This window comes from Flavobacterium alkalisoli, assembly GCF_008000935.1.
Classification (GTDB): Bacteria; Bacteroidota; Bacteroidia; order Flavobacteriales; family Flavobacteriaceae; genus Flavobacterium; species Flavobacterium alkalisoli.
On record NZ_CP042831.1, the window covers coordinates 2,311,288 to 2,337,165 of the forward strand.

A 25,878-nucleotide genomic window follows, 5' to 3' on the forward strand; every position below is an offset into this window, starting at 1 on the left:
AAAAGTTGGCTAAATTAGTACCGTAAACTAACTTTTTATTAAATGGATATCCTTCAGACTATTCAGGCGCTTAGGGAAGAGCTTAATCAGCACAATTACAACTACTACGTATTAGACAACCCAACCATTTCCGATTTTGAGTTTGACATAAAACTTAAAGAATTACAGGAACTGGAAGCCAAACATCCTGAATATTTTGACGAAGATTCGCCTACACAGCGTGTGGGTGGCAGCATTACCAAGAATTTTAATACCATACAGCATGAATACCGAATGTATTCGCTTGATAATTCCTATTCTAAAGAAGAGCTTTTGGAATGGGAAAAGCGCGTACAAAAGGGCTTAGGTACAGAAGATATACAATACACCTGTGAGCTTAAATATGACGGAGCTTCCATAAGTATATCTTATGAGAACGGGAGGTTAGTTAAAGCTGTAACGAGGGGAGATGGTTTTCAGGGTGATGAGGTAACCAATAATATAAGGACCATTCGTGCCGTACCTATTAAGCTGAAAGGCGACTATCCTGAAAAGTTTGATATTCGTGGTGAAATCATACTTCCGTTAGAAGGGTTTGCAAAAATGAACCAGGATCTTATCGAGATTGGGGAAACGCCTTATGCTAATCCGCGTAATACGGCTTCGGGCAGTCTTAAACTACAGGACAGTGCAGAGGTGGCGAGACGACCTTTAGATTGCTTGTTGTATTCAATTATAGGCAGTAACCTGCCGATAGCCACTCAGTTTGAAGGACTTGAGAAAGCACGTCAGTGGGGGTTTAAAGTGCCTAAGGAAGCGAAACTCGCTAAAAGTATAGATGAGGTAATGGTTTTTATAGATTACTGGGACACTCACCGTCATGAACTTCCGTATGAAACCGATGGTGTGGTAATAAAGGTAAACGACCTGCATCAGCAAGAAGAACTTGGCTATACTGCAAAATCGCCAAGATGGGCTATTGCTTATAAGTTTAAGGCGGAGCAGGTTTCTACAAGGCTTAACTCGATATCTTATCAGGTAGGCCGTACAGGGGCTATTACTCCGGTTGCAAACCTTGAGCCGGTACAGTTGGCAGGTACTACGGTTAAGCGTGCATCGCTGCATAATGCCGACCAGATTGAAAAACTGGATGTGCGTGTGGGTGATGAGGTTTTTGTTGAAAAAGGAGGTGAGATTATCCCTAAGATTATAGCTGTCGATTTTACCAAAAGACCTGAGGATTCTATGCCTACGGTTTATATACACCAGTGTCCGGAATGTTTTACTGAACTGGAACGTAAGGAAGGCGAAGCACAGCATTACTGCCCTAATTTTTACGGATGCCCTCCGCAAATTATAGGCAGGGTACAGCATTATATTTCGCGTAAAGCGATGGATATAGAAGGCCTGGGAGGTGAAACTGTTGCTTTACTGTATAACTCAGATCTAATTGAAAACTATGCCGACCTATACGACCTTAAAAAGGAACAGATTGTTCCGTTAGAGCGTATGGCAGATAAATCGGCAGAGAACCTTATAAACGGTATTGAAAAGTCGAAAGAGATTCCGTTTGAGCGTGTACTGTATGCTTTAGGTATACGCTATGTAGGGGAGACAGTTGCTAAAAAACTGGCAAAACATTATAAGACTATAGATAATCTTGCGGCAGCATCGTTAATGGATCTTATTCTTGTAGATGAGATAGGTGAGAGGATAGCTCAGAGTGTGGTTGATTTTTTTGCAAACGAAGAGAACCGGAAGATTATAGAACGCCTTAAAGGTTATGGTGTTCAGTTGGAAGCAGTAGCTAAAGAAGATACCACAGTGAGCGATAAGCTTGCGGGTAAAACATTAGTGGTTTCGGGAGTGTTTGAGAAATTCTCGCGCGACGAACTTAAAAAGGCTATAGAAGATAACGGCGGTAAAGTGGGTAGTTCCATTTCCTCTAAAACCGATTATGTGGTGGCGGGAGACAATATGGGGCCTGCCAAGCTGGAAAAAGCCAATAAACTGGGAGTTACCATAATAAGTGAAGACGATTTTATAGAGCTTGTAAAATAAAAAACCAAGGCGCTGAGTTATATATTCAGCGCTTTTTTTATAACCATACCTATATGCGAAACTTTATTCTCTTATGTTTATTTACGGTTTTATGTGGCTGGGGTGTAGCTATTGCTCAAGAAGGCGACGTACCAACAATTGATTTTGATGGAGAGCAATATTTAAAGTACAAAAAATCGATTGACAGTCTAAATGTCGATTTAGAATGGAAAGAAATTAGAGACGGACTTTATATTAATAAGAAAGGTGAAATAGGTTTTATTGGCATGGAGGTAGCTCCTAATGCCACTATAATAATGTATCAAACCACTTTTTGGGATGGAGAGGAAACACCTCTAAAGGCTATTGTAGATACTTTAACTTTCAGTAAGTTGGGAGGTTCTGATTTTGGCGCTTTTTATAAAGACAAGAATCATATCTATCATGCATTCGCTACTACTGATGGAGCTAATTTTTCATATTATGATGAGGCTGATTACAAAACTTTTAAAGTTTTGAATGATTCTTATGCTATAGATAAAGATCATGTTCATCATATGCGTTTTGGTTTGATGGATAAAGCTGATCCGAAGACTTTTAAATCTCTTTTTTACAAAGATCGTTACTACGCAAAGGATAAAAATAATTATTACATAGAAGACCGGGAATTGAAGGGGATGGATTTGAATATTGATGGAATAGAAGAAATAATACCCTTACTTGATAAATTATAGGCTCATGAAAAATACATTTTATTTATTGGTTTTTATTGTTGCTTTTGGGTGTAATTCAACGGGGAAGCATAAAGAAAGATTGCAAGTAACTAATGATGTCACAGACAAAATTTCCTCTGAATTAGTGGAAAGAAAAATGCTTGCAGATAGTATCAATAATGCTTTGAAATGGAAAGAAATAGCAGATGGCTTATATGTCAATAAGGATGGCGAAATAGGTATATGGTCTTTTAAATTGTTAGACCCGCCAGATTATGGTTATGTATATTATCAGATTTGTTTTAATGATGAAAATCAAACACCATTAAATGCAGTAATTGATTTGAAGACATTCAGGCTTGTGGCTGGTGATGGGTTTGGGGCTTATTATAAAGATAAAGGACATATCTATCATAGCTTTGGAACCTCAGGAGGTTCAAACTTTTCTATACAGGCAGAAGCAGATCCTTCAACATTTCAAATTATAAATGATTGCTACGCTAAAGATAAGAACCATGTTTACGAAATGCGCTTCGGGCTTATAGAAGAAGCGGACTCTAAAACTTTTAAGGTTTTAAAAGGCGATGCAGAAGATGGTTATTGTTATGCTAAAGATAAAAACAACTACTACCGTGGCAGAGATGTTTTAAAAGAGAACGATTTAAATACTCCTGAAATGAAGGAAATTGTCTCCAGGCTTAATAAATTATAGGTTTAGCTTTTCAGTAAATTTATTTGTGTAAGTATCTCAAAACCTTTTGGGTCTACATTGTCTATACTTTCTTTATCGGCTTCGTTTGCTTCATTACGAAAGTGAATAGTAATTCCTTTTTCAAAAAATTCTATAGATTCTATTTTGCTTAGCGGTATTTTATAACGGTTGCCCATTTCAGGTTGGAAATATCTTAATACAAAAAACAGAAGTACAACACCTCCTAAAAATATTCTTCCTCTTTCAAGAAGAAAAAATCCGCCAATAAGTACTGAGGCAAAAACAATAAATAAAAAGATATTATTGCCTAAAATGCGCGAACTGTTTTGTCTTTTTGTTTTAGGGCTTTTTTCTTTCAGATCGCGGGCTTCCTGCCAGTTGCCGCTATTGGTTAAGTATAGGTTTTCACTGTCTATGTTTACATAGCCCGAGCCATACTTGAAATACTGTTTTTCCATGTAATTATTGTGGTTGGTTACCGCAATATATAAATAATTACAATTACCTACACTGTAATACTCCTTCCGTTAAAGGTTTTGGAGCCATTCTCAAAGTAAAAATCAACCTGTCCTAAGTTAAGTCCGTAGCAACCAACCTGATTGATAAGTACTTCTTCGCCGTCAAGGTTTTTCTCTATGTATGGTTTTTTAAGGAAGGTATGGGTATGGCCTCCAATAATCAAGTCAATGTTTCTTGTTTTTTGAGCCAGAGTAATGTCGCACACTTTATTAGGCTCATTTTTATACAGAAACCCGATGTGTGACAGGCAGATAACAAGATCACACTTTTCGTCCTGCTTAAGGGTTTTGGTTATATCTTTTGCAACTTCAACAGGGTCGTTGTAAACTGTTTCTTTGTAAAGACGTTTGTCTACAAGTCCGGCAAGTTCAATTCCTAAACCGAAAACACCAATCCTTATTCCGTTTTTTACAAAAACCTTATACGGCTTAACAATACCGTCCAGTATGGTGTTTTTAAAATCGTAGTTAGCCGATACAAAATCAAACTTTGCATGGGGCAGTTGTGCATAAAAACCGTCTATACCATTATCAAAGTCATGATTACCTAAAGTGGCAAGGTCATACTTTAGCATGCTCATCAGCTTAAATTCCAGTTCCCCGCCATAGTAGTTAAAATAAGGCGTTCCCTGAAAAATATCACCGGCATCAAGCAACAGTATATTTTCGTTTTCCTGCCTTATGCTTTCTATAAGTGTTGCCCTTCTTGCTACGCCGCCCATGTTTGCATTACGGGGGTCATCGTCAGGAAAAGGGTCTATATGGCTGTGTACATCGTTTGTATGTAGTATGGTAATTTTCTTTACAGGATCGTTAAAACTGCTTAACGATAAACCGCCTAACACTAATGCCGAACCGGCTGCTGTTTTCTGTATAAAGTCTCTTCTTTTCATGGCTATTCGGTAATTATGCGTTGTGAAGTAATAACCGGAATCGTATCCACTTCTTTAAAATAATCAATAAGCAGGTTTCTAAGTTTGTAGTCCATGTCATGCTGTGCTATGGCTTTTTTAAAGAAATCCATATTGTCTCCGCCGTTAAACAGATAGTCTGAGGTTGCTACATAATATATTTGACTGTCGTTTACAGGTTTGCCCTGTACTGTTAGGTTTTTAATGGTATTGTTTGAGTCGATAACAATCTGCATTCCGCTAAGCGGGTGTGGTTTTTTGCCGTCTATCATATATTGGGCAATCTCTTTAACCTGTTCACCTTTAAGGGCTGCAATGATAAGGCTGTTTTCAAAAGGCATAATCTCATAGGCGGTACGTGTGGTAATATTCCCTTTAGGTATTATAGAGCGGATGCCTCCGTGATTAAGTAAACAAATGTCTAAATGTTTGTTTTCACGCTTTAGTAAAAGCTTATCGGCTTTCTCAAAAGTAACATCGGCCATAAGGTTGCCAATCGAGGTTTGCCACTTGCCCTGGCTCTTGTCTAAAGTCTCGGGGCAGTAGGCCAGTATACTGTCTAAATCTTTATTGATATGATTGCGGTAAGGAGTAATAAAATTCTCAATTTCGGTATTATCTTTGTAGTCTGGTGTAATGCTAATGTTTTTCCCCTCGATCCTGTTGTTATACAGTTTGTTTGTACTGCAGGAGAGTGTTAATAAAAAAGTTAAAAATAAAACAAACCTGCTTAGTGTTGTGTTATACTTTTTGAGGATTGGCATTGTACTGTAGGTTATTTAAATTAATTTTGCAATCAACAAGTAAAGGTACTATGTTTTTAAAGTTTATTAAGGGCGTTGGACTGAAAAAAAACATTAAGAAATGTTTAGCTCAGTATGAACCCGGAGGTATGCCAACTAAGGTGGTAACCATAGGTTTATTAATGGACGAGGCATGGTTTACAGACAAAAAACGTGTTATAAACGAGATTACCAAACACGGTATAAAAGAAGAAAACATAAGCCTGCTTGTTTGTAAGAAAAAAGTTTCAGCAAAAGAGGCTGCGCAGCTTGATTATCCGGTATATACGAGAAAGGATGTCTCGGCAGGAGGTAAGCTGAAAAAAGAGGAAGTAATAACCTTTGTGCAAACTCCTTTTGATATGCTGATAAGTTATTATGATACCGAGAAGCCTTTGCTTATGCTGGCTACACTGGAGTCGCAGGCTAAGTTTAAGGTAGGTTTTGCCAACGTAGACAAAAGGCTTAACCATTTTACCATAGCCGAAGGTGCCGACAGGTATAAGGAGTATATGGCTGAACTTTTCAGATATTTAAAAATCCTAAATATAATATAAACAGAACTATGCAGTCATTAATAGGTACGGGTGTTGCACTGGTAACCCCTTTTAAAAAAGATTTTTCAGTTGATACCGATGCGCTAAAGAGAATTGTGAATTACCAGGTTGAAAACGGTATAAACTACCTTGTTGTTCTTGGTACTACAGCAGAAGCAGCTACTTTAAACAAGGAAGAAAAAGAACTTGTAATAAAGACTGTTATTGAAGCAAATGCCGGAAGACTTCCGCTTGTTCTTGGTGTGGGTGGTAACAATACACACGAGGTGGTAAGCGAGCTTAAAACACGCGACCTTTCTGCTTTTACAGCTATACTTTCGGTTTCTCCATATTATAACAAACCTACACAGGAAGGTATTTACCAGCACTTTAAGGCTGTAGCCGAGGCTTCGCCAATTCCTGTAATACTATACAATGTACCGGGAAGAACGGCAAGTAATATGCTTCCGTCTACGGTAATACGTCTTGCAAACGACTTTAAAAATGTAGTAGCTATTAAAGAAGCTGCCGGAGATATTGTTCAGGCAATGAAACTTATTGACGGTACTCCCGAAGGTTTCCTTGTAATATCCGGTGATGATATGATTACCTTGCCTATGGTTCTTGCCGGTGGTGCAGGTGTGATCTCTGTAATAGGAGAGGGCTTCCCTAAGGAATTCTCTCAAATGGTACAGTTAGGTCTTGAAAGAAAAGTAGACGAGGCTTATAGGCTACATTACCTTTTAGCAGATTCTATTGATATGATTTTTGAGCAGGGTAACCCTGCAGGTATCAAACATGTATTTAAAGCTTTAGGACTTAGCGAAGATACAGTAAGGCTTCCGCTTGTTAATGTTAACGAAGATTTAGCAGGAAGACTTAACGCTTTTGTTGAGAAAATTCGTTAATTTAGTGGTGATAAACCATTAAAACGAAAAGCCATGTTATCTGAGAAAATGCAGTCTGCGCTTAATGAGCAGATAAAAGTTGAGGCCGAATCATCCCAAATTTACCTGGCTATGGCTTCGTGGGCAGAAGTAAAAGGGTTTGAGGGTATAGCTACGTTTATGTTTAAGCAGTCTGACGAAGAAAGGGCACACATGCTTAAGCTTGTAAAATATGTAAACCAAAGGGGAGGCCAGGCGGCTATCTCTGCTCTTGAAGAGCCTAAGCTGGATTACACCTCTTTCAAAAAACTTTTTGCCCAGCTTTATAAGCATGAAGTCAGGGTGTCAGAATGCATTAATAATCTTGTTGATATTGCCTTATCCGAAAAAGATTATGCGACACATAACTTTTTACAGTGGTATGTTTCTGAACAGATAGAGGAGGAAGCTACCGCAAAAGTGATACTGGATAAGATAGACCTGATAGGTGATGATAAAGGCGGATTGTACCTTTTTGATAATGATATGAAGGTTTTTTCTTCTACAGGTCATAATATCGTACAATAAAAAAATATAAAAACAGTTTAAAGAGATGCCTGCGGGCATCTTTTTTTATGGTTTTATTACCGTAAAAAAAGATTTTGTATTCTCTAATTATTAACTAAATTTGCAGTTGCTTTTAAAACTGCGGCCAAATTATGGCGTAAACAACAAAACATGAGCAGATACTTTTATTTATTATTACTAGCGGTACTTTTTTCTTCGTGTAACGAATACCAAAAAGCCTTGAAATCAGACGATATTAAGCTTCAGTATGATGTTGCCGTAAAAATGTATGAAAAAGAAAAATATACTAAAGTGATAACCCTTGCCGAGAAGCTTAAACCGGTTATGAAGGGGAAACCTTCAGGGCAAAAACTGTTCTATATTTACGCTATGTCCATGTATAAGCAAAAGCAGTACTATAATGCAGGTTATGAGTTTAGCAGTTTTGTAAGCAGCTATCCTAAAAGCGATATGGTAGAAGAAGCCGCTTTTTTAAGTGCTAAATGTTACTATATGCTTTCTCCGGTTTACTCTAAAGACCAGAATGAAACATACAGGGCTGTTGATGCGCTACAGGCTTTTATAGACAGGTATCCGGAGTCTCAGTATATGGACGAGGCTAACCAGCTGGCAAAGGAGATGAGGGAGAAGCTTGAGAAAAAAGCATTTGAAATAGCTAAACAGTATCATACAACGGCTGATTTCTTTGGTGATTATACGGCAGCCATCAAAACGTTTGATAACTTTTTGATAGACTTTCCGGGTACAAAACTTAAGGAAGATGCATTGTTCTATAAGTTTGATTCTTCTTACAGGTTTGCACTAAACAGTATTGCAAGCAAAATGGAAGAGCGCTTACTTGATGCAAGAGCAAACTATAAGGCGCTTGTTAAATATAAGCCCGATACTAAATACAAGCAGCAGGCAGACGAGATGTATGCCAAAATTGAAACGGAATTACAAAAATTTTCTAAATAAGAACGAGTGATGGATTTAAAGAAGACAACTGCTCCGGTAAACACAGTTACCTACAACAAAAGCAAAATTGAAGAGCCTACAGGTAACATCTATGAAGCTATTACTATTATAGCTAAGAGAGCAAGCCAGATCAATACCGAAATTAAAAAGGAACTGATCGAGAAGCTTGAGGAGTTTGCTACTTACAACGACAGTCTTGAAGAGATCTTTGAAAACAAAGAGCAGATTGAAGTGTCTAAATTTTATGAAAAACTTCCTAAGCCTCACGCACTAGCTGTACAGGAGTGGCTGGAAGAAAAAGTTGCTTACAGGGAACCAAACAAATAATTTACCATGTCTGTTTTACGCGGTAAGAAAATATTACTGGGAATCTCAGGAGGGATTGCCGCTTATAAAACAGCTTCACTGGTAAGGTTACTTATAAAAGCAGGCGCCGATGTACGCGTGGTCATGACGCCTGCTTCTAAAGATTTTGTTACTCCGTTAACGCTTTCCACATTATCTAAAAACCCGGTTCATTCTTCCTTTTTTGATGAGGAGGATGAAAACGCGGTGTGGAACAACCACGTCGAACTGGGCCTTTGGGCCGACCTCTTTTTAATTGCTCCGGCTACTGCAAACACCATGTCTAAAATGGTTTCGGGCAATTGTGATAATCTTTTACTTGCTACTTATTTATCGGCTAAATGCCCGGTGTATTTTGCTCCGGCAATGGATCTTGATATGTACAAACATCCTTCTACACTTGCCAGTTTTAAGGCGTTGCAGGAGTATGGTAATATTATGATACCTGCTGAATCCGGTGAGCTTGCCAGCGGACTTTCGGGAGAAGGGCGTATGGCAGAACCTGAAAATATCGTTGCGTTTATCGAAAAGGATATTGAAGGGAAACTGCCGCTGCGGGGAAAAAAAATACTTATTACAGCAGGTCCTACATACGAAGCTATAGATCCTGTGCGTTTTATAGGTAATCATTCTTCCGGTAAAATGGGGTTTGATATTGCTCATGCGGCAGCTAAAGAAGGAGCAGAAGTTATTTTGGTTAGCGGGCCTACTCATTTAAAAGTACAGAGTGACGGTATTACATTTGTGCCTGTTGTTTCGGGCAGGGATATGTATGAAGCCTGCCATAAGTATTTTGATGATGTAGATGTAGCTATCGCTGCAGCTGCGGTTGCCGATTACAGGCCTAAGACCGTTGCCGACCAGAAAATAAAGAAAAACGAAGAAAACCTTACGCTTGAACTGGAAAAAACGACCGATATTTTAAAGTCGTTAGGCGAAAAGAAAAAGCATCAGTACTTAATAGGCTTTGCGCTTGAAACCGAGAATGAAATTGAACATGCAAAGCAAAAGATTAAGAAAAAAAACTTAGATTTGATTGTTTTAAACTCACTTAATGATAAAGGGGCAGGTTTTGGAAAACCAACCAATAAGGTTACCTTTATAGATGCAGCGTTTAATACAGAGCCTCAGGAGCTAAAATCTAAAGAGCAGGTGGCGCAGGATATTATTAATAAAATTAAAACACGGTACAATGTATAGATATTTAGGATTATTGTTGATGTTTCTTTCTTTTACTGCAAAAGGACAGGAGCTTAACGCTACGGTGCAGGTTAATGCCAGCTTTATTACCGATGCTAATCCGCAAATATTTAAAACACTGCAAACATCACTTACCGAGTTTATAAATAACACTCAGTTTACAAGCAGGAATTTTGAAAGAAACGAAAGAATAAACTGTTCGTTCTTTATCACTGTAACCGCATACGAATCCAATCAGTTTAACGCTACACTGCAGGTACAGTCTGCAAGGCCGGTATTTAACTCTACATACGAGTCTCCGGTTTGTAACTATAACGATAAGGACTTTGGATTTAGTTATACAGAATATCAAAACCTGGTATATAACCCGGAGAGTTTTAACTCAAACCTAGTAAGTGTTATATCGTTCTATGCAAACATGATTATTGGTATGGATGCCGATACTTATGAAATAAACGGAGGTTCTCCTTATTTTACGGTTGCACAAAGAATTGTATCATCTGCACAGCAAAGTGGTTATAAGGGTTGGAGCCAGCAGGATGGTAACCAAACCAGGTTTGCATTGGTAGACAATGTACTTTCTAACACTTTTGAAGATTTTAGGGTAGCTCTTTATGACTACCACCGCTTAGGGCTTGATGTTATGGCAGACAATCCTAAAGCAGGAAAAGAAAAAATACTTGAAGCAATAAAAACGCTTAATAAAGTTAACAGGGCAAGGCCAAATGCATTTTTAACCCGTGTTTTTTTTGATGCAAAAGCCGATGAAATCGTATCGGTTTTCTCGGGAGGGCCTATGGTTAGTATTAATGACCTTGTTGATATCTTAAATAGAATTTCTCCGCTTAATTCTAATAAATGGAGTAATATTAAATAGTACATTTGTGTAAGCAAAACACAGCCACCATTTAATATGCTACAATCATTATCAATTAAAAACTTCGCTCTTATAGAGCATCTTGATATCGAGTTTTCCGATAAACTGTCTATTATTACAGGTGAGACAGGTGCGGGTAAGTCTATATTATTAGGTGCCCTTGGGCTTGTATTAGGTAAGCGTGCCGATTTGACATCGCTTAAGGATAAGGAGCAGAAATGTGTTATTGAGGCACATTTTAAAATAAACGGCTATAACCTTAAAGAGTTTTTTGCCGAGAATGACCTCGATTATGAGGATATTACAATAATAAGAAGGGAAATACTTCCCAGTGGTAAATCACGTGCGTTTATAAACGACAGTCCTGTAAATCTTCAGGAGCTTCAGGAACTGGGCGATTTCCTTATAGATATACACTCACAACAGCAAACCCGCGAATTATCTGATGAGCAGTACCAGATGCAGATTCTGGATGCCATTGCAGATAATACTGCGCTTATTACTAAGTATAAAGGAGAGCTTTCGGTTGTTAAGTCGGTACAATCCGGTTTAAAGAAGGCCAAAGAGCAAAAGGAGTCATTGTCTAAAGAGCAGGATTATAATACATTTTTGCTTGAGGAGCTTATAGCTGCAAACCTAAAGGAAGGGGAACAGGCAGAACTTGAAGCGGAGCTTGAAAAGCTTAGTAATGTAGAGTTTATTAAAGAATCGCTTGCAAAGGTAGTTTCTATAGCAAACGAAGAGCAGATGGGAGTGTTGCAAAACCTTAAAGAGATTAAGGCTTCGCTTCAAAAAATAAGCGGTATAAGTGCACAGTATAACGAGTTTTATGAAAGGATTTCCAGTCTGCTTATAGAGTTTGATGATATAAACAATGAAGTAGGGCAGGATGCTGAAAAACTTGCAGACGATCCGCAGCAGCTGGAACTGGTAAATCAAAAACTACAGCTGATTTACATGCTGCAAAAAAAACACCAGGTCGCTACTGTAGAAGAGCTTATTGCTATAAGGGAAGAGCTGGATGGTAAGGTTGTAATGGCAGATGAGCTTGACAGTACCATAGAGAAACTGGAAGCGCAACTTGAAAAAGCAAAAGCAGAGGCCGATGCAACTGCTTTAACTATTTTTGAAAACAGGCAAAAAGCAATACCTGTATTAACCGATAAGGTTACTGCTATACTTACGCAGCTGGGTATGCCTAATGCACGTTTTCAGTTTGATATTACACATAAGGAAAACTATACACCAAACGGTAAGGATGAAATAAATCTGCTGTTCTCGGCTAATAAAGGGACAGACTTTGGGTTGCTTAAAAAGGTAGCCTCAGGAGGTGAAATGTCCAGGATTATGCTGGCAGTAAAAGCAGTATTGGCTAATTATTCTCAGCTTCCTACCATTATATTTGATGAGATTGATACCGGGGTTTCGGGAGAGATTGCCAATAAGATGGGCGACATTATGAAGGTAATGAGCAGCGAAATGCAGGTGTTTGCCATAACGCACTTACCGCAAATTGCAGGTAAAGGTGTGCAGCATTATAAAGTATTTAAAACCACACAGGCTGATACAACAGTTTCTGAACTTAAATTGCTTACTGAGGATGAGAGGGTTAGAGAGATTGCAGAAATGCTTTCGGGTAAAGATATTACCGATTCTGCTCTTAACCATGCAAGGGCGTTGCTTAACTGAAAAAACAGCCTATATTTGTAAAAGAATTAATTATTTGTATTGATATAAATTACTTCGAGGTATGATTATAGAACCAAGAATGAGAGGATTTATTTGCTTAACTGCCCACCCAACGGGAGCTGAGCAAAATGTAAAGAATCAAATTGAATATGTAAAGTCTAAAGGAGCTATTAACGGTGCTAAAAAGGTACTTGTTATAGGTGCTTCTACAGGATTCGGACTTTCATCAAGAATTACCAGTGCCTTTGGTAGCGATGCAGCTACTATAGGTGTGTTTTTTGAAAAAGAACCAAGTGAAGGCAAACCGGGTTCACCGGGCTGGTATAATTCGGCAGCTTTTGAAAGCGAAGCTAATAAAGCCGGACTTTATGCAAAAAGTATAAACGGAGACGCATTCTCTAAAGAAATAAAAGAACAGACTATTAGCCTTATTAAAAAAGACCTTGGTAAGGTAGATCTTGTAATTTACAGTCTTGCTTCTCCGGTGCGTACACATCCTGAAACAGGTGTTACTCACCGTAGTGTACTAAAGCCTATTGGAGGTACATTCAGTAATAAAACAGTTGACTTTCATACAGGTAAGGTTACTGAAATTTCAATAGAACCTTGTAAAGATGAGGATATTGAAAACACGGTTGCCGTAATGGGTGGTGAAGACTGGGCTATGTGGATGGATGCACTTAAAGCGGCAGATGTTCTTGCAGACGGTGCCCTTACAGTTGCTTATTCATATATTGGGCCTGCCCTTACTGAGCCGGTTTACAGAAAAGGTACTATTGGCCGTGCTAAAGACCATTTAGAGGCTACTGCTTTTGAAATTACAGATAAACTTAAAGATCTTAACGTTAAGGCTTATGTGTCTGTAAACAAAGCATTGGTAACTCAGGCAAGTTCTGCTATTCCTGTAATTCCTCTTTATATTTCATTATTATACAAAACAATGAAAGAAGCTGGTTTACACGAAGGTACTATTGAGCAAATGCAGCGTCTTTATGCAGACCGTCTTTATACAGGAGGAGATATTCCGGTTGATGAAAAAGGCCGTATAAGAATTGACGACTGGGAAATGAGAGACGATATTCAGCAAAAGGTAGCTGAACTTTGGGAACAGGCAACGACTGAAAACCTTGAGCAGCTAGGTGACCTTCAAGGATACAGAAAAGATTTTTACAACCTGTTTGGTTTTGACTACGAAGGAGTAGATTATAAAGCAGACGTAAACGAGGTTGTTCCTGTAAAGAGTTTACAATAAGATATATAAATGAAGGTCCCGCTAAGGCGGGACTTTTTATTTTAACCAAAATATTTGAAATATGAATAATTTACTTAAAGGTAAGAGAGGTATTATTACCGGAGCACTGGATCAGAATTCCATAGCATGGAAAGTGGCTGAAAAAGCGCATGAGCAGGGTGCAACATTTGTATTGACCAATGCTCCTATAGCCATGAGAATGGGAGAAATTAATGCACTTGCAGAAAAGACAGGTTCTCAGATAATCCCGGCAGATGCTACCAATACAGAGGATTTAGAAAATTTATATACTCAGGCTCAGGAGATACTGGGCGGTAAGATAGACTTTGTACTTCACTCTATAGGTATGAGTGTAAACATCCGTAAAAAGATACCTTATGTGGAGTCTAACTACGATTACTTTATGAAAGGTATAGATGTTTCGGCGCTTTCATTTCATAAAATGCTAAGTGTCGCTAAAAAGATGGATGCTATAAGCGAAGGGGGAAGTGTGGTAGCCTTAACCTATATGGCGGCTCAGCGTACTTATCCTTTTTATACCGATATGGCTGATATAAAAGCCATGCTGGAGTCTATTGCCAGGAGCTTTGGATACCACTACGGTGTTGCTAAAAAAGTGCGTGTAAATACGGTGTCGCAATCGCCTACAAAAACTACGGCAGGTGCCGGAATTAAAGGATTTGGAGACTTTTATGACTATGCCGACAATATAGCGCCTCTGGGCAATGCCGATGCAGAATCATGTGCAGATTACTGTATTACATTGTTTTCAGATTTAACCCGTATGGTAACCATGCAAAATCTTTTTCATGATGGAGGGTATTCTTCTACAGGTGTAAGCGCATCGATGATGGAAAAGTTATATCCTGAAGATTAATATTTTTAACATATATTTTATAATAAAGGCTCCTTATGGAGCTTTTTTATTTTATTTTAAGCAAATCTTAAGAATTATATTAAGTAATGATGTTAAAGAATTAACATAAAAACATTATTTAAAATATAAATAATTCGAAATAAGTACTCTGAAATGAATAAAATATAACAAAATATAACAAAACGTCTTTTTTCTTTAAAAATATCACCTATTGTGAAATACTCTAAATTTTAAGGTTAAAATTTATAATTTTATTAACTATTAATTAAAATTGATGTTTTTATGGAAAAAACTACACAAACTTCCTTTGTTAAAGGGGGGATGAAGGTATTGCATTACCTTATTTTTAGCATCCTTTTTTTAACATTGGGCAATGATGCTTTTGCACAGGGTTATGTAACCCTTGGGACGCAGGGTTCCCAAAGCGGTAATACCGGACAAAGCCCTGTAAGCGGTTATTATAATAGCCGAAGAATTCAGATTGTCTACTCAGCTTCAGAGCTATTGGCGGGAGGTGCCGCGGCAGGTAACATTGAAAAACTTGCCTGGGACGTTTCAGCCGTTTACTGGAGCCCTGGTGGACTACCAAACTACACTATTAAAATGACTCACATCACTACGGCTGATATTCCTACAGCTGATTATGTAGAGCCATTAACTACAGTTAAAACTGCTTTTAGTTATATTCCTGTGGCAGGTTTTAACGACATTACTTTTGATACTCCTTTTAACTGGAATGGTACTGATAATATCTTAGTTGATATTTGCTTTAATACTGCGCCATATCAGGGAGGCGGAGTACATGGACAATGTTGGAACTATACAGGTGTAGCTAACAATTTCCGTAGCCGTCAGGCGGATGGATCAGATTTGTGCGGAAATGCTACTTCAAATAGTAGCTCTTCGTCAAAACCAAGAGTTCGTTTCTTCATGCAGGTTCAGCCTCCATGTAGCGGTACTCCTGAAGGAGGTGCTGTATCAGGAGGTTTAGTGCGTAGTGCTTGTTCAGGTGCTACACCTTCTGTTATCACAGTTACTGGAGCGAGTCCGTTAGCTGTGTCTGGTATTTCATATCAATGGCAGCAATCTATTAATGCCGGTACAGACTGGACAGATGCTGTAGGAGGTACAGGAGCAACAACAGCTTCATATACTCCGGCAGCTTATGCAGGTGCAAGTATTCAGTACCGTTTAAAGGTAACTTGTGCTAACGGTGCTGCAATGGATTATTCTGAAGCAGTAACAATTAACCCGGTTATGGCTCCAGATACTCAGGCTACAGCTTTAATTTTGGGTAATATTGGTAATACGGCAGCTGCTTTAAGCTGGACTAACGGAAACGGTGGCCGCAGAATGGTAGTGGTTAGTGATGTTGCTATTGTAGATCCTCTTGATGGAGTGGGTATAGCGGCTTACACAGCCTCTTCTACTTATGCAGGTGGTCAGCAAATAGTATATGATGGTACAGGTTCATCTGTTACAGTAGGCGGATTAACTTGTGGTACTTCTTATTTTGTAAAAGTTTATGAGTATAACAGATGCGGAAGCGGTCCTTATGATACATATATAAATGTAACAGCAGGAACAAATGCGCTTACAATTACTGTTCCTGCAAGTGCAGGTGCATTACCATTATCAAACAACTTTACTGGTTTTACCGGCGATAACTTAGGTATTGTATTCCCGGGATGGTTTGAGGCTACTATTTCAAGTACAACAAACGTAGAGCCTACATCGGCTAATCCTTCAGGGGTTACTTCTGGTTGGACCAACAGTAATGCTTTAGGTGTTCCTACAGCTAAGTTTAACCTATATTTAGGTAATGCAAATGCCTGGATAATAAGTCCTAAAATTACTCTTGCAGCTAATTCAAGACTTAAGTTTAAAGCAGCGATAAGTGATTTTGCAAGTTCATCTGCTGATCCGTCAGGTATGCAGGGTACAGATGATAAAGTAAAAGTTATGGTTTCTGTTGACTGTGGTGCAACATGGACTCCTCTTTATACTTTTGAAGCAGCTAACACAACTACATTATCAAATGTGTTAACTGACTATACTTTAATGTTAGGGGCTTATACAGGCCAAACCATCCAGATAGGTTTCCAGGCAACAGACGGTCCTCTTGACCAGTCTCCTGATTATGATTTCCACATTGCTGATATTCTTATAGAAGAGCTTCCTGCATGCGATGTGCCTGTAGTGGCAGCTCCTTCAAACATACTTAAAGACGGTGTAACTGTTTCATGGACAGCGCCAACTGTAGGTGTTCCTACAGGTTATGAGTATGCGGTTATAACTTCTGATACCGCTCCGGCATCAGGTGATTCTACTACAGAAACTTCTTTAGATGTTACAGGTTTACTTCCTTCTACTACATATTATGTATATGTAAGAACACAATGTACAGATGTATATAGTGACTGGGCTTTAGCTCAAACATTTACTACACTTTGTGACTATCCGGATATCTTAACTACAGATGGTGGTTCAGTTTGCGGACAAGGTGAGGCAGAACTTAATGCTACTACCGAAGAAGGTGGTATCCTTGGATGGTATGATGCTCAAACAGGAGGTAATTTCCTTGGAGAAGGTGCTATGTTTACTACTCCTTTAATTACTGAAACTACTGATTTTTATGTTAGCTCTGGTGTACCAACTCCAGATACAAACGTAACTATTGGTAACGGAGGCAGTACAAGCTCAAGTGGTGGTAACTCACCTTACTATCATGGTTGGGGTGGTGTTAAAACACAATATATTTTAAAAGCTTCAGAGCTTAATGCAGCTGGTTTATATGCAGGTCCTATTAACTCTGTTGCCTTTACAATTACATCATTGGGTACTGCTACCTTCAATAACTTTGCTGTTAGTATGGGTGCAACTTCTCAAAATGCAGCTACTACTACACATATTGACGGATTAACTCCTGTATACAGTAATGCGGCTCAGCCATTAACTGTAGGTGTTAATACTTATACTTTTACTGCTCCGTTTATGTGGGATGGTTCAAGTAACATCGTTGTTCAGGTATGTTACAGTAACGTGAACTTTGGTGGTTCGTCATCAACAGTACAATATGATAACGTAGGCTTTGTATCTACAACTTATACTTATGCTGATAACCAGAGTGCAGCTGATATTTGTGCGGCTGTAACCGGCGGTGTTAATGGTTCTGGTAATACATTAACTGTTAGTAACAGGGCTAAAATGATTTTAAACGGTACAGTTATTTGTGCAAGCCCAAGGGTTGCGGTAACTGCAACTGTAACAGAAGCTCCTGCAATTGCTGCTGTAGCTTCTATGGAAGCAATATGTGAAGGTGGAAGTACAGACCTTTCTGTTACTAGTGATAACCTTGATTACGAATATGTATGGATGCCGGGTAACCTTTCAGGTGCTATACAAACTGTATCTCCGGTTGAAACAACAACTTATATGGTAACAGCTACAGATCCTGGTACGGGATGTGTTGCAGTACAGGAAGTAACAGTTGTAGTTAACCCGCTTCCGTCTGCTGTAACAGTAACACCTGCTTCTGCAGATGTGTGTCAAAACTCTGTTGTTGCCCTTATGGCTTCAGGAGGCAGCACAATTATTACGCAGCCATACTGTTCTCCTACAGTAGCAGAAGATGGTGCTTCTGGTGATTACCTTAACAACTTTACTTTTGCAAACATTGTAAACAATGCTTCTGGTGATGCAGCTAGTGACTATACTTATTATAGTGCCCTTACTGCTAACGTAAGTGGCGGACAAAGCTATACTATATCATTACAGGCTGGTAATGCTACCTGGACTGAATACTTTAGAGTTTGGATTGACTACAACCAGGATGGTGTGTTTAGTGCAGACGAGAGTGTTTATAACTCAGTAACAGGAGGTAACTCATCAGTAGTATTTACAGGTACGGTTACAATTCCTGCATCTGCTTACAACGGTGTTACAAGAATGAGAGTATTCTGTAGCTACAATGTACTATCAGGTGTGGCAGATTCTTGTTTCTTTGATGGTTATGGGGAGTATGAAGATTATAACGTAAACATTACCGGAGCTACAAACCCTGTAGATTACGTTTGGTCTCCACAAGGAGGTCTTTATACAGATGCTGCTGCTACTATGCCTTATATGGGGCAACCTGCAGGAACAGTATATTACTATGCTACTGCCGATGCAAGCTACACAGCTACTGTAACAAGCGAATTTGGTTGTTCAGTTTCTGCAAGTACAGATCTTACTATTGTTGTTACTCCGGCTCCAACAGCTGATGCAACACAAACATTTTGTGCCGGTGCTACTGTAGCAGATCTTGTTGCAGATGGCGAAATGGTTAAATGGTATTATTCATCTACAGGAGGTGCTCCTCTTGCCGATACTGTAATGCTTAACGATGGTACAACATATTATGCTTCACAAACACTAAACGGATGTGAGAGCGTGGCAAGAGTTATGGTAGCAGCTGTAGTAAATACAACTCCTGCTCCTGTAATGGAAGAATATGTACAGGTTATTTGTAACTCTGGTACTGTAGCCGACTTAATGGCAACCGGTACAGATATACAATGGTATACTGATTTTGCAGGTGGTGAGCCACTAGATCCTGCTACTGAACTTGAGCCGGGTATTGCTCTTTACTTTGCTTCTCAAACAGTAGACGGATGTGAGAGTTTAATGAGAGCTCCTGTAGCTGTATTTGTAAATGTTGTTGATACACCAATGGCAGAAGCAGAACAAGCTTTCTGTGGAAGTGCTACTGTGGCAGATTTAATGGCTGATGATGAGGTTATGTGGTATGCAGACGAAATGGGAGGTGAGCCTCTTGCAGCAGAAACAGCTCTTGAAGATGGTTTAACCTACTATGCTTCTATGATGTATGAAGGTTGTGAAAGTGCTGTAAGAGCTGCTGTTATGGTAACTGTAACTACAGTACCTGAAATTGAAGGTGAGTCTATGCAGGAAATTGGTGTTGACGCAGGAGTAGATGCAGTTATTGAGGATATTGAAATAACTGTTGCAGAAGGTGCTACTGTAATGTGGTATGCTACTATGGAAGATGCTATGAACGGAACTAACCAGCTAGCTGCAGGTGCGGTACTTGTTTCTGGTAATACTTACTATGCAGTACAATACATAGGTAGCTGTAGCAGTGCTCCGTTTGGAGTAGAGGTTTCAATTACTCTTGATGCCAGAGATTTTGAGTCAGCTAACTTTGCTTACTGGCCAAACCCTGTAAAAGATGTACTTAATGTTTCTTACTCTTCAGCTATAACTTCGGCTACAGTATACAATATGCTTGGTCAGCCGGTTATTTCTCAGCAAATCAATGCTCTTGAAGGTACAGTTAACATGGCTAACCTTTCAGATGGTACTTATATAGTAATTGTTGCTACAGAAACTGCAACTAAAACTATAAGAGTTGTCAAAAAACAATAATCCATATTATGGCTAAACAGCCAAAAAGGCTGTTTAGTTTCAAATATTCAAAAGCCGTCATTTTTTATGACGGTTTTTTTATTTTATTTTAATAACATATTGATTTTAATTTAACAAAGCTTTAAAAAATATAACATTTTATTATTGTCGTGTAATTGATTTTTTAAATAAATATCAATTGTAGTACAATATTTACATTAAAATATAACAAATGGCTGTTTTATTTTAAAAATAATATGTAAATGTTAAAATTAACACATATCTGAGTTGTATTTTTATATTTTTAGCAAACTAATTAATTAAAATCAATATAATTTCATGAACAGAATTACTTTTAGGGTTAATTTCCGGCCTTACCTCGGGAATTTGACCGAAAATCGGGTTGCCCGATTTTTACTCTTTTTTGTTATGTGTCTTTCCTTTACGGTGGTTAATGCACAAACAGTTACAATCGGTTCCGGTACGACTACTTCAGTCAGTTCTACAACCGGTTCTGGTTTAGGTCCTGTAAACGGGTATTATGAGTACATGCGTTATCAGGTAGTTTACACAGCTGCAGAGATTACATCTGCAGGTGGTGCTGAAGGTCTAATTACTGAAATGGGGTGGAATTTGGCAACATTACCTAATGCAGGTACGCTTCCAAATTACAAAATCAGGTTTGCATTGACAGATGCTACAGATTCAGCTTCAAATAATACAGCTTCATTGACTGAAGTTTATAGTGGAGACTACACTCCGGCGTTAGGATTTGATATGATAGATCTTTCAACGCCTTTTTTATGGGATGGAACGAGCAACATTTTAGTTGATGTTTGTTATGGTTCTGTACCATATACATCGAGTTTTGGTACTGTATATACTTATGGTACTGCAGATAACAGCAGTAGGTTTGCCAGATCAGACGTATCTTCAAGATGTGGTGTTGCTACAGATATAGCAAACAACTTTAAACCGCAGATACAGTTTACAATGTCTCCGCCGCCATCATGTTTCCCTGTTTCGGGACTATCGGTTTCAGGCATCACAAACAGTTCGGCAGTTATTTCTTGGAACGCTCTTACTACAGCACCTGCTGATGGTTACGACTATTATGTTTCTGAAAGTAGTACAGCGCCTACAGCGGCAACTGATCCTACTGATAATACAGATGAAACAAGTGCAACTTTAACACTGGACCCAACAACACAATATTATGTATGGGTAAGATCTGATTGTGGAGATGAAACTTCAGACTGGAGTACTGTTCTTACTTTTACAACTTTCCAGGTTCCTGCAACAATGCCATTTAGTGAAGATTTTGAAACTTCACCAAACTGGAATATTGCAAACGGTTCTCAGGTAAACAAATGGTTTATTGGTACTGCTGTAAACAACGGAGGTACAAGCTCATTATATATATCAAATGATAATGGTACTACCAATGATTATAACAACGGTTCAACATCTGTTGTACATGCTTACAGAGATATAACACTTCCTGAAGATATTGTTCAGGCAATGGTTTCTTTTGACTGGAAAGGTACAGGAGAAGACGGGTACGATTATCTTTCTGTATGGGTAGTTCCTGCTACTTATGTCCCTGTTGCCGGACAGGAGATAGAAGATACAGATGGTTTACTGGTTGTGGAAGAGCTTAGCCTTAGTGGTGATGCTTTCTTAACCGAGCAATATGTAATTGATGCTGCAGATTATGCAGGTGAGACTGTAAGACTGGTATTTGAATGGATAAATGACGACGGTGTAGGTTCGTCGCCTGCAGCGGCAGTTGATAATATAAGTGTAACTGAGGTTACTTGCTTTGCTCCGGAAGAAGCCAGTCATTTAGTTACTTATGAGGGAGTTACTTTATCTTGGACAGCTTTAGAGACTGCTCCAACAGGTGGTTATGACTATTACTATAGTACAGAAAATACTGCTCCTACAGAAGAAACAATACCAACAGGTAATACAGAAGAGATAACCCTTTCGTTAACTACTCTGGATGCTGATACAGTATACTATTACTGGGTAAGAAGCAACTGTAGTGGTACTTACAGCGAGTGGGTAAGCGGTGGTTCTTTCAGAACTGAGTGTGATGCTGTTACTCCGGTAGTAACTCAGGATTTTACGGATTATACAGGAAGCATACCTGGTGATTGCTGGAAAGAGCAAACAGGTGTTTTAGGTACAGCAGTTGTATTACAAAATGAAGGTAGCAGCTGGCAAAGTGGTAACTTTAACAATGACTCAGGAAATGCTAACGGCAAAGCTGCTTACATTAATTTATATGATGGGTTAGACGATTGGTTTGTGTCTCCGGCTATTGATTTAGGGGATGGATCTGTAACTTATCAGTTAAGTGTAGATGCTTTGGTAATTCCTTGGTCTGGCAGTACTCCAATTGCAGACATGGAAGATAAGTTTGTAAAAATTGTTGTTTCTACAGATGCAGGTAATACCTGGGATGTGACTAATGTTATAAAAACATATGGCGGAGACAATATTCCGTCAGGTGGAGTATCAGATATTATTTCACTTGAAGGCTATACAGGTATAATTAAAATAGGTTTCTATGCTCATAGTGAGGATGATACTCCGGATAGCAGATTCTATATTGACAATTTTGTGGTAGATGTTCAGCCTGATTGTGCATTACCTATTGATTTAGTTTACTCTGATGTAGCTCAAAATTCAGTTCAGGTATCATGGACGGCTCCGGCTACAGCTCCGGCAAACGGATATGAGTATTATGTAAATGAGGATGGTACAGTTCCTACTCCGGCTACCGAAGCTACAGGAAGTGTTGAAGCAGGTGTGTTAACTGCTGAAGTGACCGATTTAACATCGGGTACAAGAAACTACGTATGGGTAAGATCTAATTGTAGTGAAGACGCTCAAAGCGAGTGGGTTGGTCCGGTATCGTTTATGACAGCTTGTACTCCGTCTGACTTAACGGTTACAGAACCGGGTGAGGTTTGCGGAGAGGGTACTACAGAGCTTGAGGCTTCAAGTACTACAGGTACTGTGTACTGGTTTGAAAGTGCTGATGCTGCTTTACCGGTAGGAGAAGGTGATACTTTTGAAATTCCTTATATTACAGAAACTACAAGCTTCTATGTAAGTAGTGCTCAAACAAGTGTTGGAGCTCTTGTAAAAGTTGGTCAGGGTGCAGCTACCACAAATACGTACAGCAACCCGCTATACTCTGCTTGGAGTAACAACCACACACAGCATTTAATTACAGCTGCCGAACTTACAGCAGCAGGATTATCTGCGGGTGATATTAATTCAATTGCTCTTGATGTTACATCTGCAGGAACACTGCCTATGAAAGACCTTACAATTAAGATAGGTACTTCTTCAGCTGCTAATATGGAAGCTTTTGTGGCAAACGATGCGTTTAGCATTGTATACAGTAATGTGTCATACCTTCCGGCAGAAGGAGTTAATACATTTAATTTTGAAACTCCGTTTAACTGGGACGGTACTTCTAATATAGTAGTAGAGTTTTGTCATGGTAACAGTTCGTCTTCTGCAACAATGAGCAGGACTGTGAAAAGTGACGCAACAGCTTATGTATCTACTATTAAACATCACTTTAGTGAAAGTACTTCTGGTGCAGACGCATGTGCTGCTACAGAGGGTGGTACTGTAGTGACCTATTCAGTAAGACCACAGTTTATCTTTAACGGTAACGGACTTTGTTTCTCAAGCCGTGAAGAAGTTGAGGTTGTGGTAACAGATGCTCCGGATATTACTCCTGCAGCAACAGAAGAGGTAATATGTATAGGTGGTAGTACAGATCTTTCTGTAACTAGCGATAATGCAGATTATACTTATGTTTGGACACCGGGCGACCTTGAGGGAGCTTTACAAACAGTATCTCCTACAGAGACTACAATTTATACGGTAACAGCTACCGATGAGGTTTCAGGATGTATAGAAACAGCTACAATTACAGTAACTGTAAACCTTCTTCCGGGTGAAATAACAATTGCCGAAGAACCAATTGAAGTTTGTGGTAACACATTACAGCTGCTTACAGCTCAGGGAGCTAATGTATCTGGTGAAGTGGTAATAGGTAACGGTACAACTGCTCCGTCAACTACAAGTTATCCTAATCCGCTTAGTGCATACTACGGAGGTGTTAAAACACAAATATTATATACAGAACAGGAGCTTTTAGCTCAGGGGCTGGTTATAGGTGCACAAATTAGCTCTTTAGCTTTTGATTTTAATGCTTCGGCAGCTAATGCATGCAACGATTTAACTATCAGAATGGGTAGTACTACTAATACCAATATGGAAGGTGGTTTTGTAACTTCAGCTGCTTTACAAACTGTATATAACCAAAACTTTACTCCGGTAAGTGGTACTACAGGATATGTTGACTTTAACTTTTCAACATCTTATACCTGGACAGGTGGTAACCTTATTGTAGAGGTAGTACACAACCAGGGTAATAATGGTAACGGTAGTGGTACAAGAACAAATACTACCACAACCGGATTTGCAAGTGTATACTATGGCGCGAAAGATGGTGTTACGCCTGCTGGTGTGGCAAGTTTTGATGCAGTTACTTCTTATGGTACTTCAAACTCATCTACAAGCAGGCCAAACATAAGCTTTAACTACAGTGTGGTTAATGCTGTAACATGGGTACCGGCTACAAACCTTTATACAGATGCGGAAGGTATAGTTGCCTATACAGAAGGTGACGATGTTGATATGGTTTACTTCATGTCTAACGAAGCAGGTGAGTTTGCTTATACAGCAACAGCTACTAATGCTGCCGGATGTTCGGTTACTGCCGATGTTACGGTTAATGTGAATATAACAGAAGTTCCTGTTGCAGATGCAGAACAAATATTTTGTGGTGCTTCTATCGTGGCCGACTTAACTGCTGATGGTAACGATATTCAATGGTATGCAGATGAAACTGCTGATGAGGTTCTTACAGAAGAAACCGCTATTGAAACAGGAACATATTTTGTTTCTCAAATGATAGACGGTTGTGAAAGTGCAAGGGTAGCTGTTGAGGTTACTGTTAATATTACTCCGGCACCAGAAGGTGAATCGGTTCAGGAAATAGGTGTTTATGCAGGTCAAACTGCTGATATAAGCCTTATTGAAGTAACCGGTGTAGAAGGTGGTGTTATTACATGGTACCTTACAGAAGAGGACGCTCTTAACAACGAAAACCCTCTTGGTGATGATTATGTGATTGAAAATGAAGCTACTTACTATGCAGTGCAAACTATAGATGGTTGTCCTAGTGAGCCATTTGCAGTAACGGTTTCTGTAGTACTTGATACTAAAGATTTCGATTCAGCTAACTTTGCTTACTGGCCAAACCCTGTAAAAGATGTGCTTACTGTTTCTTACTCTTCAGCTATAACTTCGGCTACGGTATACAACATGCTTGGTCAGCCGGTTATATCTCAGCAAATCAATGCCCTTGAAGGTACTGTAAACATGGCTAATCTTTCAGAAGGTACTTATATTGTAATTGTTGCTACAGAAACAGCGACTAAAACAATAAGGGTAGTTAAAAAGCAATAATCATGTTATAAAAACGAGTATTTAAACACTTGTTTTAAAAAAAAGTAAAAGCCACCATTTTT

Annotated in this window: 18 protein-coding genes; 15 read left to right on the forward strand and 3 right to left on the reverse strand. The window is 38.9% G+C overall.

The annotated features are described in order from the left end of the window. Window positions 1–42 precede the first annotated feature (42 nt). Genes ligA through FUA48_RS10275 form a run of 3 tightly spaced genes read left to right on the forward strand, consistent with a single transcriptional unit; the run spans window position 43 to window position 3,444 of the window. Window positions 43–2,040, forward strand: coding sequence for an NAD-dependent DNA ligase LigA (gene ligA, locus FUA48_RS10265; protein WP_147583444.1), 1,998 nt, complete (start codon window positions 43–45; stop codon window positions 2,038–2,040). A gap of 53 nt (window positions 2,041–2,093) precedes the next feature. Beyond that, the gene (locus tag FUA48_RS10270) at window positions 2,094–2,753 is read left to right on the forward strand and encodes a DKNYY domain-containing protein (RefSeq protein ID WP_147583445.1); all 660 of its coding nucleotides are present in this window, start codon (window positions 2,094–2,096) and stop codon (window positions 2,751–2,753) included. A 4-nt stretch (window positions 2,754–2,757) separates the two neighbouring features. Further along, complete coding sequence (locus FUA48_RS10275; RefSeq protein WP_147583446.1) at window positions 2,758–3,444, forward strand: DKNYY domain-containing protein; 687 nt, start codon at window positions 2,758–2,760, stop codon at window positions 3,442–3,444. Window positions 3,445–3,446: 2 nt separating this feature from the next. Here FUA48_RS10275 and FUA48_RS10280 read toward each other — a convergent pair whose 3' ends face one another. From FUA48_RS10280 to FUA48_RS10290, 3 genes are read right to left on the reverse strand one after another with little or no spacing between them, the layout of a single operon-like run. Further along, window positions 3,447–3,902 (reverse strand): hypothetical protein, encoded by a 456-nt coding sequence (locus FUA48_RS10280; protein WP_147583447.1) that lies wholly within the window; start codon window positions 3,900–3,902, stop codon window positions 3,447–3,449. Window positions 3,903–3,949: 47 nt separating this feature from the next. Beyond that, window positions 3,950–4,855: a bifunctional metallophosphatase/5'-nucleotidase gene (locus FUA48_RS10285; protein WP_147583448.1), complete on the reverse strand. Its 906-nt coding sequence runs from the start codon at window positions 4,853–4,855 to the stop codon at window positions 3,950–3,952. 2 nt (window positions 4,856–4,857) lie between these two features. Continuing rightward, the gene (locus tag FUA48_RS10290) at window positions 4,858–5,637 is read right to left on the reverse strand and encodes a 5'-nucleotidase C-terminal domain-containing protein (RefSeq protein ID WP_147583449.1); all 780 of its coding nucleotides are present in this window, start codon (window positions 5,635–5,637) and stop codon (window positions 4,858–4,860) included. A 50-nt stretch (window positions 5,638–5,687) separates the two neighbouring features. On the opposite strand from FUA48_RS10290, the gene FUA48_RS10295 reads away from it, so the two are divergent. The 12 genes from FUA48_RS10295 to FUA48_RS10350 all read left to right on the forward strand — a co-directional run bounded on the left by FUA48_RS10295 (window position 5,688) and on the right by FUA48_RS10350 (window position 25,816). Further along, window positions 5,688–6,212 carry a DUF6913 domain-containing protein gene (locus FUA48_RS10295; RefSeq protein WP_147583450.1) on the forward strand — a complete coding sequence of 175 codons (525 nt, stop codon included), beginning with the start codon at window positions 5,688–5,690 and terminating at the stop codon, window positions 6,210–6,212. A gap of 8 nt (window positions 6,213–6,220) precedes the next feature. Further along, on the forward strand, window positions 6,221–7,099 hold the full coding sequence (gene dapA, locus FUA48_RS10300; RefSeq protein ID WP_147583451.1) for a 4-hydroxy-tetrahydrodipicolinate synthase: 879 nt from the start codon (window positions 6,221–6,223) through the stop codon (window positions 7,097–7,099). Window positions 7,100–7,132: 33 nt separating this feature from the next. After that, window positions 7,133–7,645, forward strand: coding sequence for a ferritin (locus FUA48_RS10305; RefSeq protein ID WP_147583452.1), 513 nt, complete (start codon window positions 7,133–7,135; stop codon window positions 7,643–7,645). A gap of 150 nt (window positions 7,646–7,795) precedes the next feature. Continuing rightward, window positions 7,796–8,602, forward strand: coding sequence for an outer membrane protein assembly factor BamD (locus tag FUA48_RS10310; protein WP_147583453.1), 807 nt, complete (start codon window positions 7,796–7,798; stop codon window positions 8,600–8,602). A gap of 9 nt (window positions 8,603–8,611) precedes the next feature. Continuing rightward, window positions 8,612–8,929: a DNA-directed RNA polymerase subunit omega gene (locus FUA48_RS10315; RefSeq protein WP_129750152.1), complete on the forward strand. Its 318-nt coding sequence runs from the start codon at window positions 8,612–8,614 to the stop codon at window positions 8,927–8,929. Between the two features lie 6 nt (window positions 8,930–8,935). After that, complete coding sequence (coaBC, locus tag FUA48_RS10320; RefSeq protein WP_147583454.1) at window positions 8,936–10,147, forward strand: bifunctional phosphopantothenoylcysteine decarboxylase/phosphopantothenate--cysteine ligase CoaBC; 1,212 nt, start codon at window positions 8,936–8,938, stop codon at window positions 10,145–10,147. After that, a complete protein-coding gene (gene porD, locus FUA48_RS10325; protein WP_147583455.1) occupies window positions 10,140–11,024 on the forward strand; it encodes a type IX secretion system protein PorD in 885 nt (294 codons plus the stop codon). The genes coaBC and porD overlap by 8 nt, the downstream gene beginning before the upstream one ends. A gap of 36 nt (window positions 11,025–11,060) precedes the next feature. After that, a complete protein-coding gene (gene recN, locus FUA48_RS10330) occupies window positions 11,061–12,713 on the forward strand; it encodes a DNA repair protein RecN (protein WP_147583456.1) in 1,653 nt (550 codons plus the stop codon). A gap of 61 nt (window positions 12,714–12,774) precedes the next feature. Then, on the forward strand, window positions 12,775–13,965 hold the full coding sequence (gene fabV, locus FUA48_RS10335) for an enoyl-ACP reductase FabV (RefSeq protein WP_147583457.1): 1,191 nt from the start codon (window positions 12,775–12,777) through the stop codon (window positions 13,963–13,965). A 61-nt stretch (window positions 13,966–14,026) separates the two neighbouring features. Further along, window positions 14,027–14,842 (forward strand): enoyl-ACP reductase FabI, encoded by an 816-nt coding sequence (locus tag FUA48_RS10340; protein ID WP_147583458.1) that lies wholly within the window; start codon window positions 14,027–14,029, stop codon window positions 14,840–14,842. A gap of 282 nt (window positions 14,843–15,124) precedes the next feature. Beyond that, window positions 15,125–20,272, forward strand: a complete 5,148-nt coding sequence (locus tag FUA48_RS10345; protein WP_147583459.1) for an Ig-like domain-containing protein — start codon at window positions 15,125–15,127, stop codon at window positions 20,270–20,272. A gap of 408 nt (window positions 20,273–20,680) precedes the next feature. Beyond that, window positions 20,681–25,816 (forward strand): Ig-like domain-containing protein, encoded by a 5,136-nt coding sequence (locus tag FUA48_RS10350; protein ID WP_168196971.1) that lies wholly within the window; start codon window positions 20,681–20,683, stop codon window positions 25,814–25,816. Window positions 25,817–25,878: the final 62 nt, after the last annotated feature.

Bases quoted from the DNA above. Each gene is read 5' to 3' on its own strand.
- ligA (WP_147583444.1), top strand. From the start codon at position 43: ATGGATATCCTTCAGACTATTCAGGCGCTTAGGGAAGAGCTTAATCAG.
- FUA48_RS10270 (WP_147583445.1), top strand. From the start codon at position 2,094: ATGCGAAACTTTATTCTCTTATGTTTATTTACGGTTTTATGTGGCTGG.
- FUA48_RS10275 (WP_147583446.1), top strand. From the start codon at position 2,758: ATGAAAAATACATTTTATTTATTGGTTTTTATTGTTGCTTTTGGGTGT.
- FUA48_RS10280 (WP_147583447.1), bottom strand. From the start codon at position 3,902: ATGGAAAAACAGTATTTCAAGTATGGCTCGGGCTATGTAAACATAGAC.
- FUA48_RS10285 (WP_147583448.1), bottom strand. From the start codon at position 4,855: ATGAAAAGAAGAGACTTTATACAGAAAACAGCAGCCGGTTCGGCATTA.
- FUA48_RS10290 (WP_147583449.1), bottom strand. From the start codon at position 5,637: ATGCCAATCCTCAAAAAGTATAACACAACACTAAGCAGGTTTGTTTTA.
- FUA48_RS10295 (WP_147583450.1), top strand. From the start codon at position 5,688: ATGTTTTTAAAGTTTATTAAGGGCGTTGGACTGAAAAAAAACATTAAG.
- dapA (WP_147583451.1), top strand. From the start codon at position 6,221: ATGCAGTCATTAATAGGTACGGGTGTTGCACTGGTAACCCCTTTTAAA.
- FUA48_RS10305 (WP_147583452.1), top strand. From the start codon at position 7,133: ATGTTATCTGAGAAAATGCAGTCTGCGCTTAATGAGCAGATAAAAGTT.
- FUA48_RS10310 (WP_147583453.1), top strand. From the start codon at position 7,796: ATGAGCAGATACTTTTATTTATTATTACTAGCGGTACTTTTTTCTTCG.
- FUA48_RS10315 (WP_129750152.1), top strand. From the start codon at position 8,612: ATGGATTTAAAGAAGACAACTGCTCCGGTAAACACAGTTACCTACAAC.
- coaBC (WP_147583454.1), top strand. From the start codon at position 8,936: ATGTCTGTTTTACGCGGTAAGAAAATATTACTGGGAATCTCAGGAGGG.
- porD (WP_147583455.1), top strand. From the start codon at position 10,140: ATGTATAGATATTTAGGATTATTGTTGATGTTTCTTTCTTTTACTGCA.
- recN (WP_147583456.1), top strand. From the start codon at position 11,061: ATGCTACAATCATTATCAATTAAAAACTTCGCTCTTATAGAGCATCTT.
- fabV (WP_147583457.1), top strand. From the start codon at position 12,775: ATGATTATAGAACCAAGAATGAGAGGATTTATTTGCTTAACTGCCCAC.
- FUA48_RS10340 (WP_147583458.1), top strand. From the start codon at position 14,027: ATGAATAATTTACTTAAAGGTAAGAGAGGTATTATTACCGGAGCACTG.
- FUA48_RS10345 (WP_147583459.1), top strand. From the start codon at position 15,125: ATGGAAAAAACTACACAAACTTCCTTTGTTAAAGGGGGGATGAAGGTA.
- FUA48_RS10350 (WP_168196971.1), top strand. From the start codon at position 20,681: ATGTGTCTTTCCTTTACGGTGGTTAATGCACAAACAGTTACAATCGGT.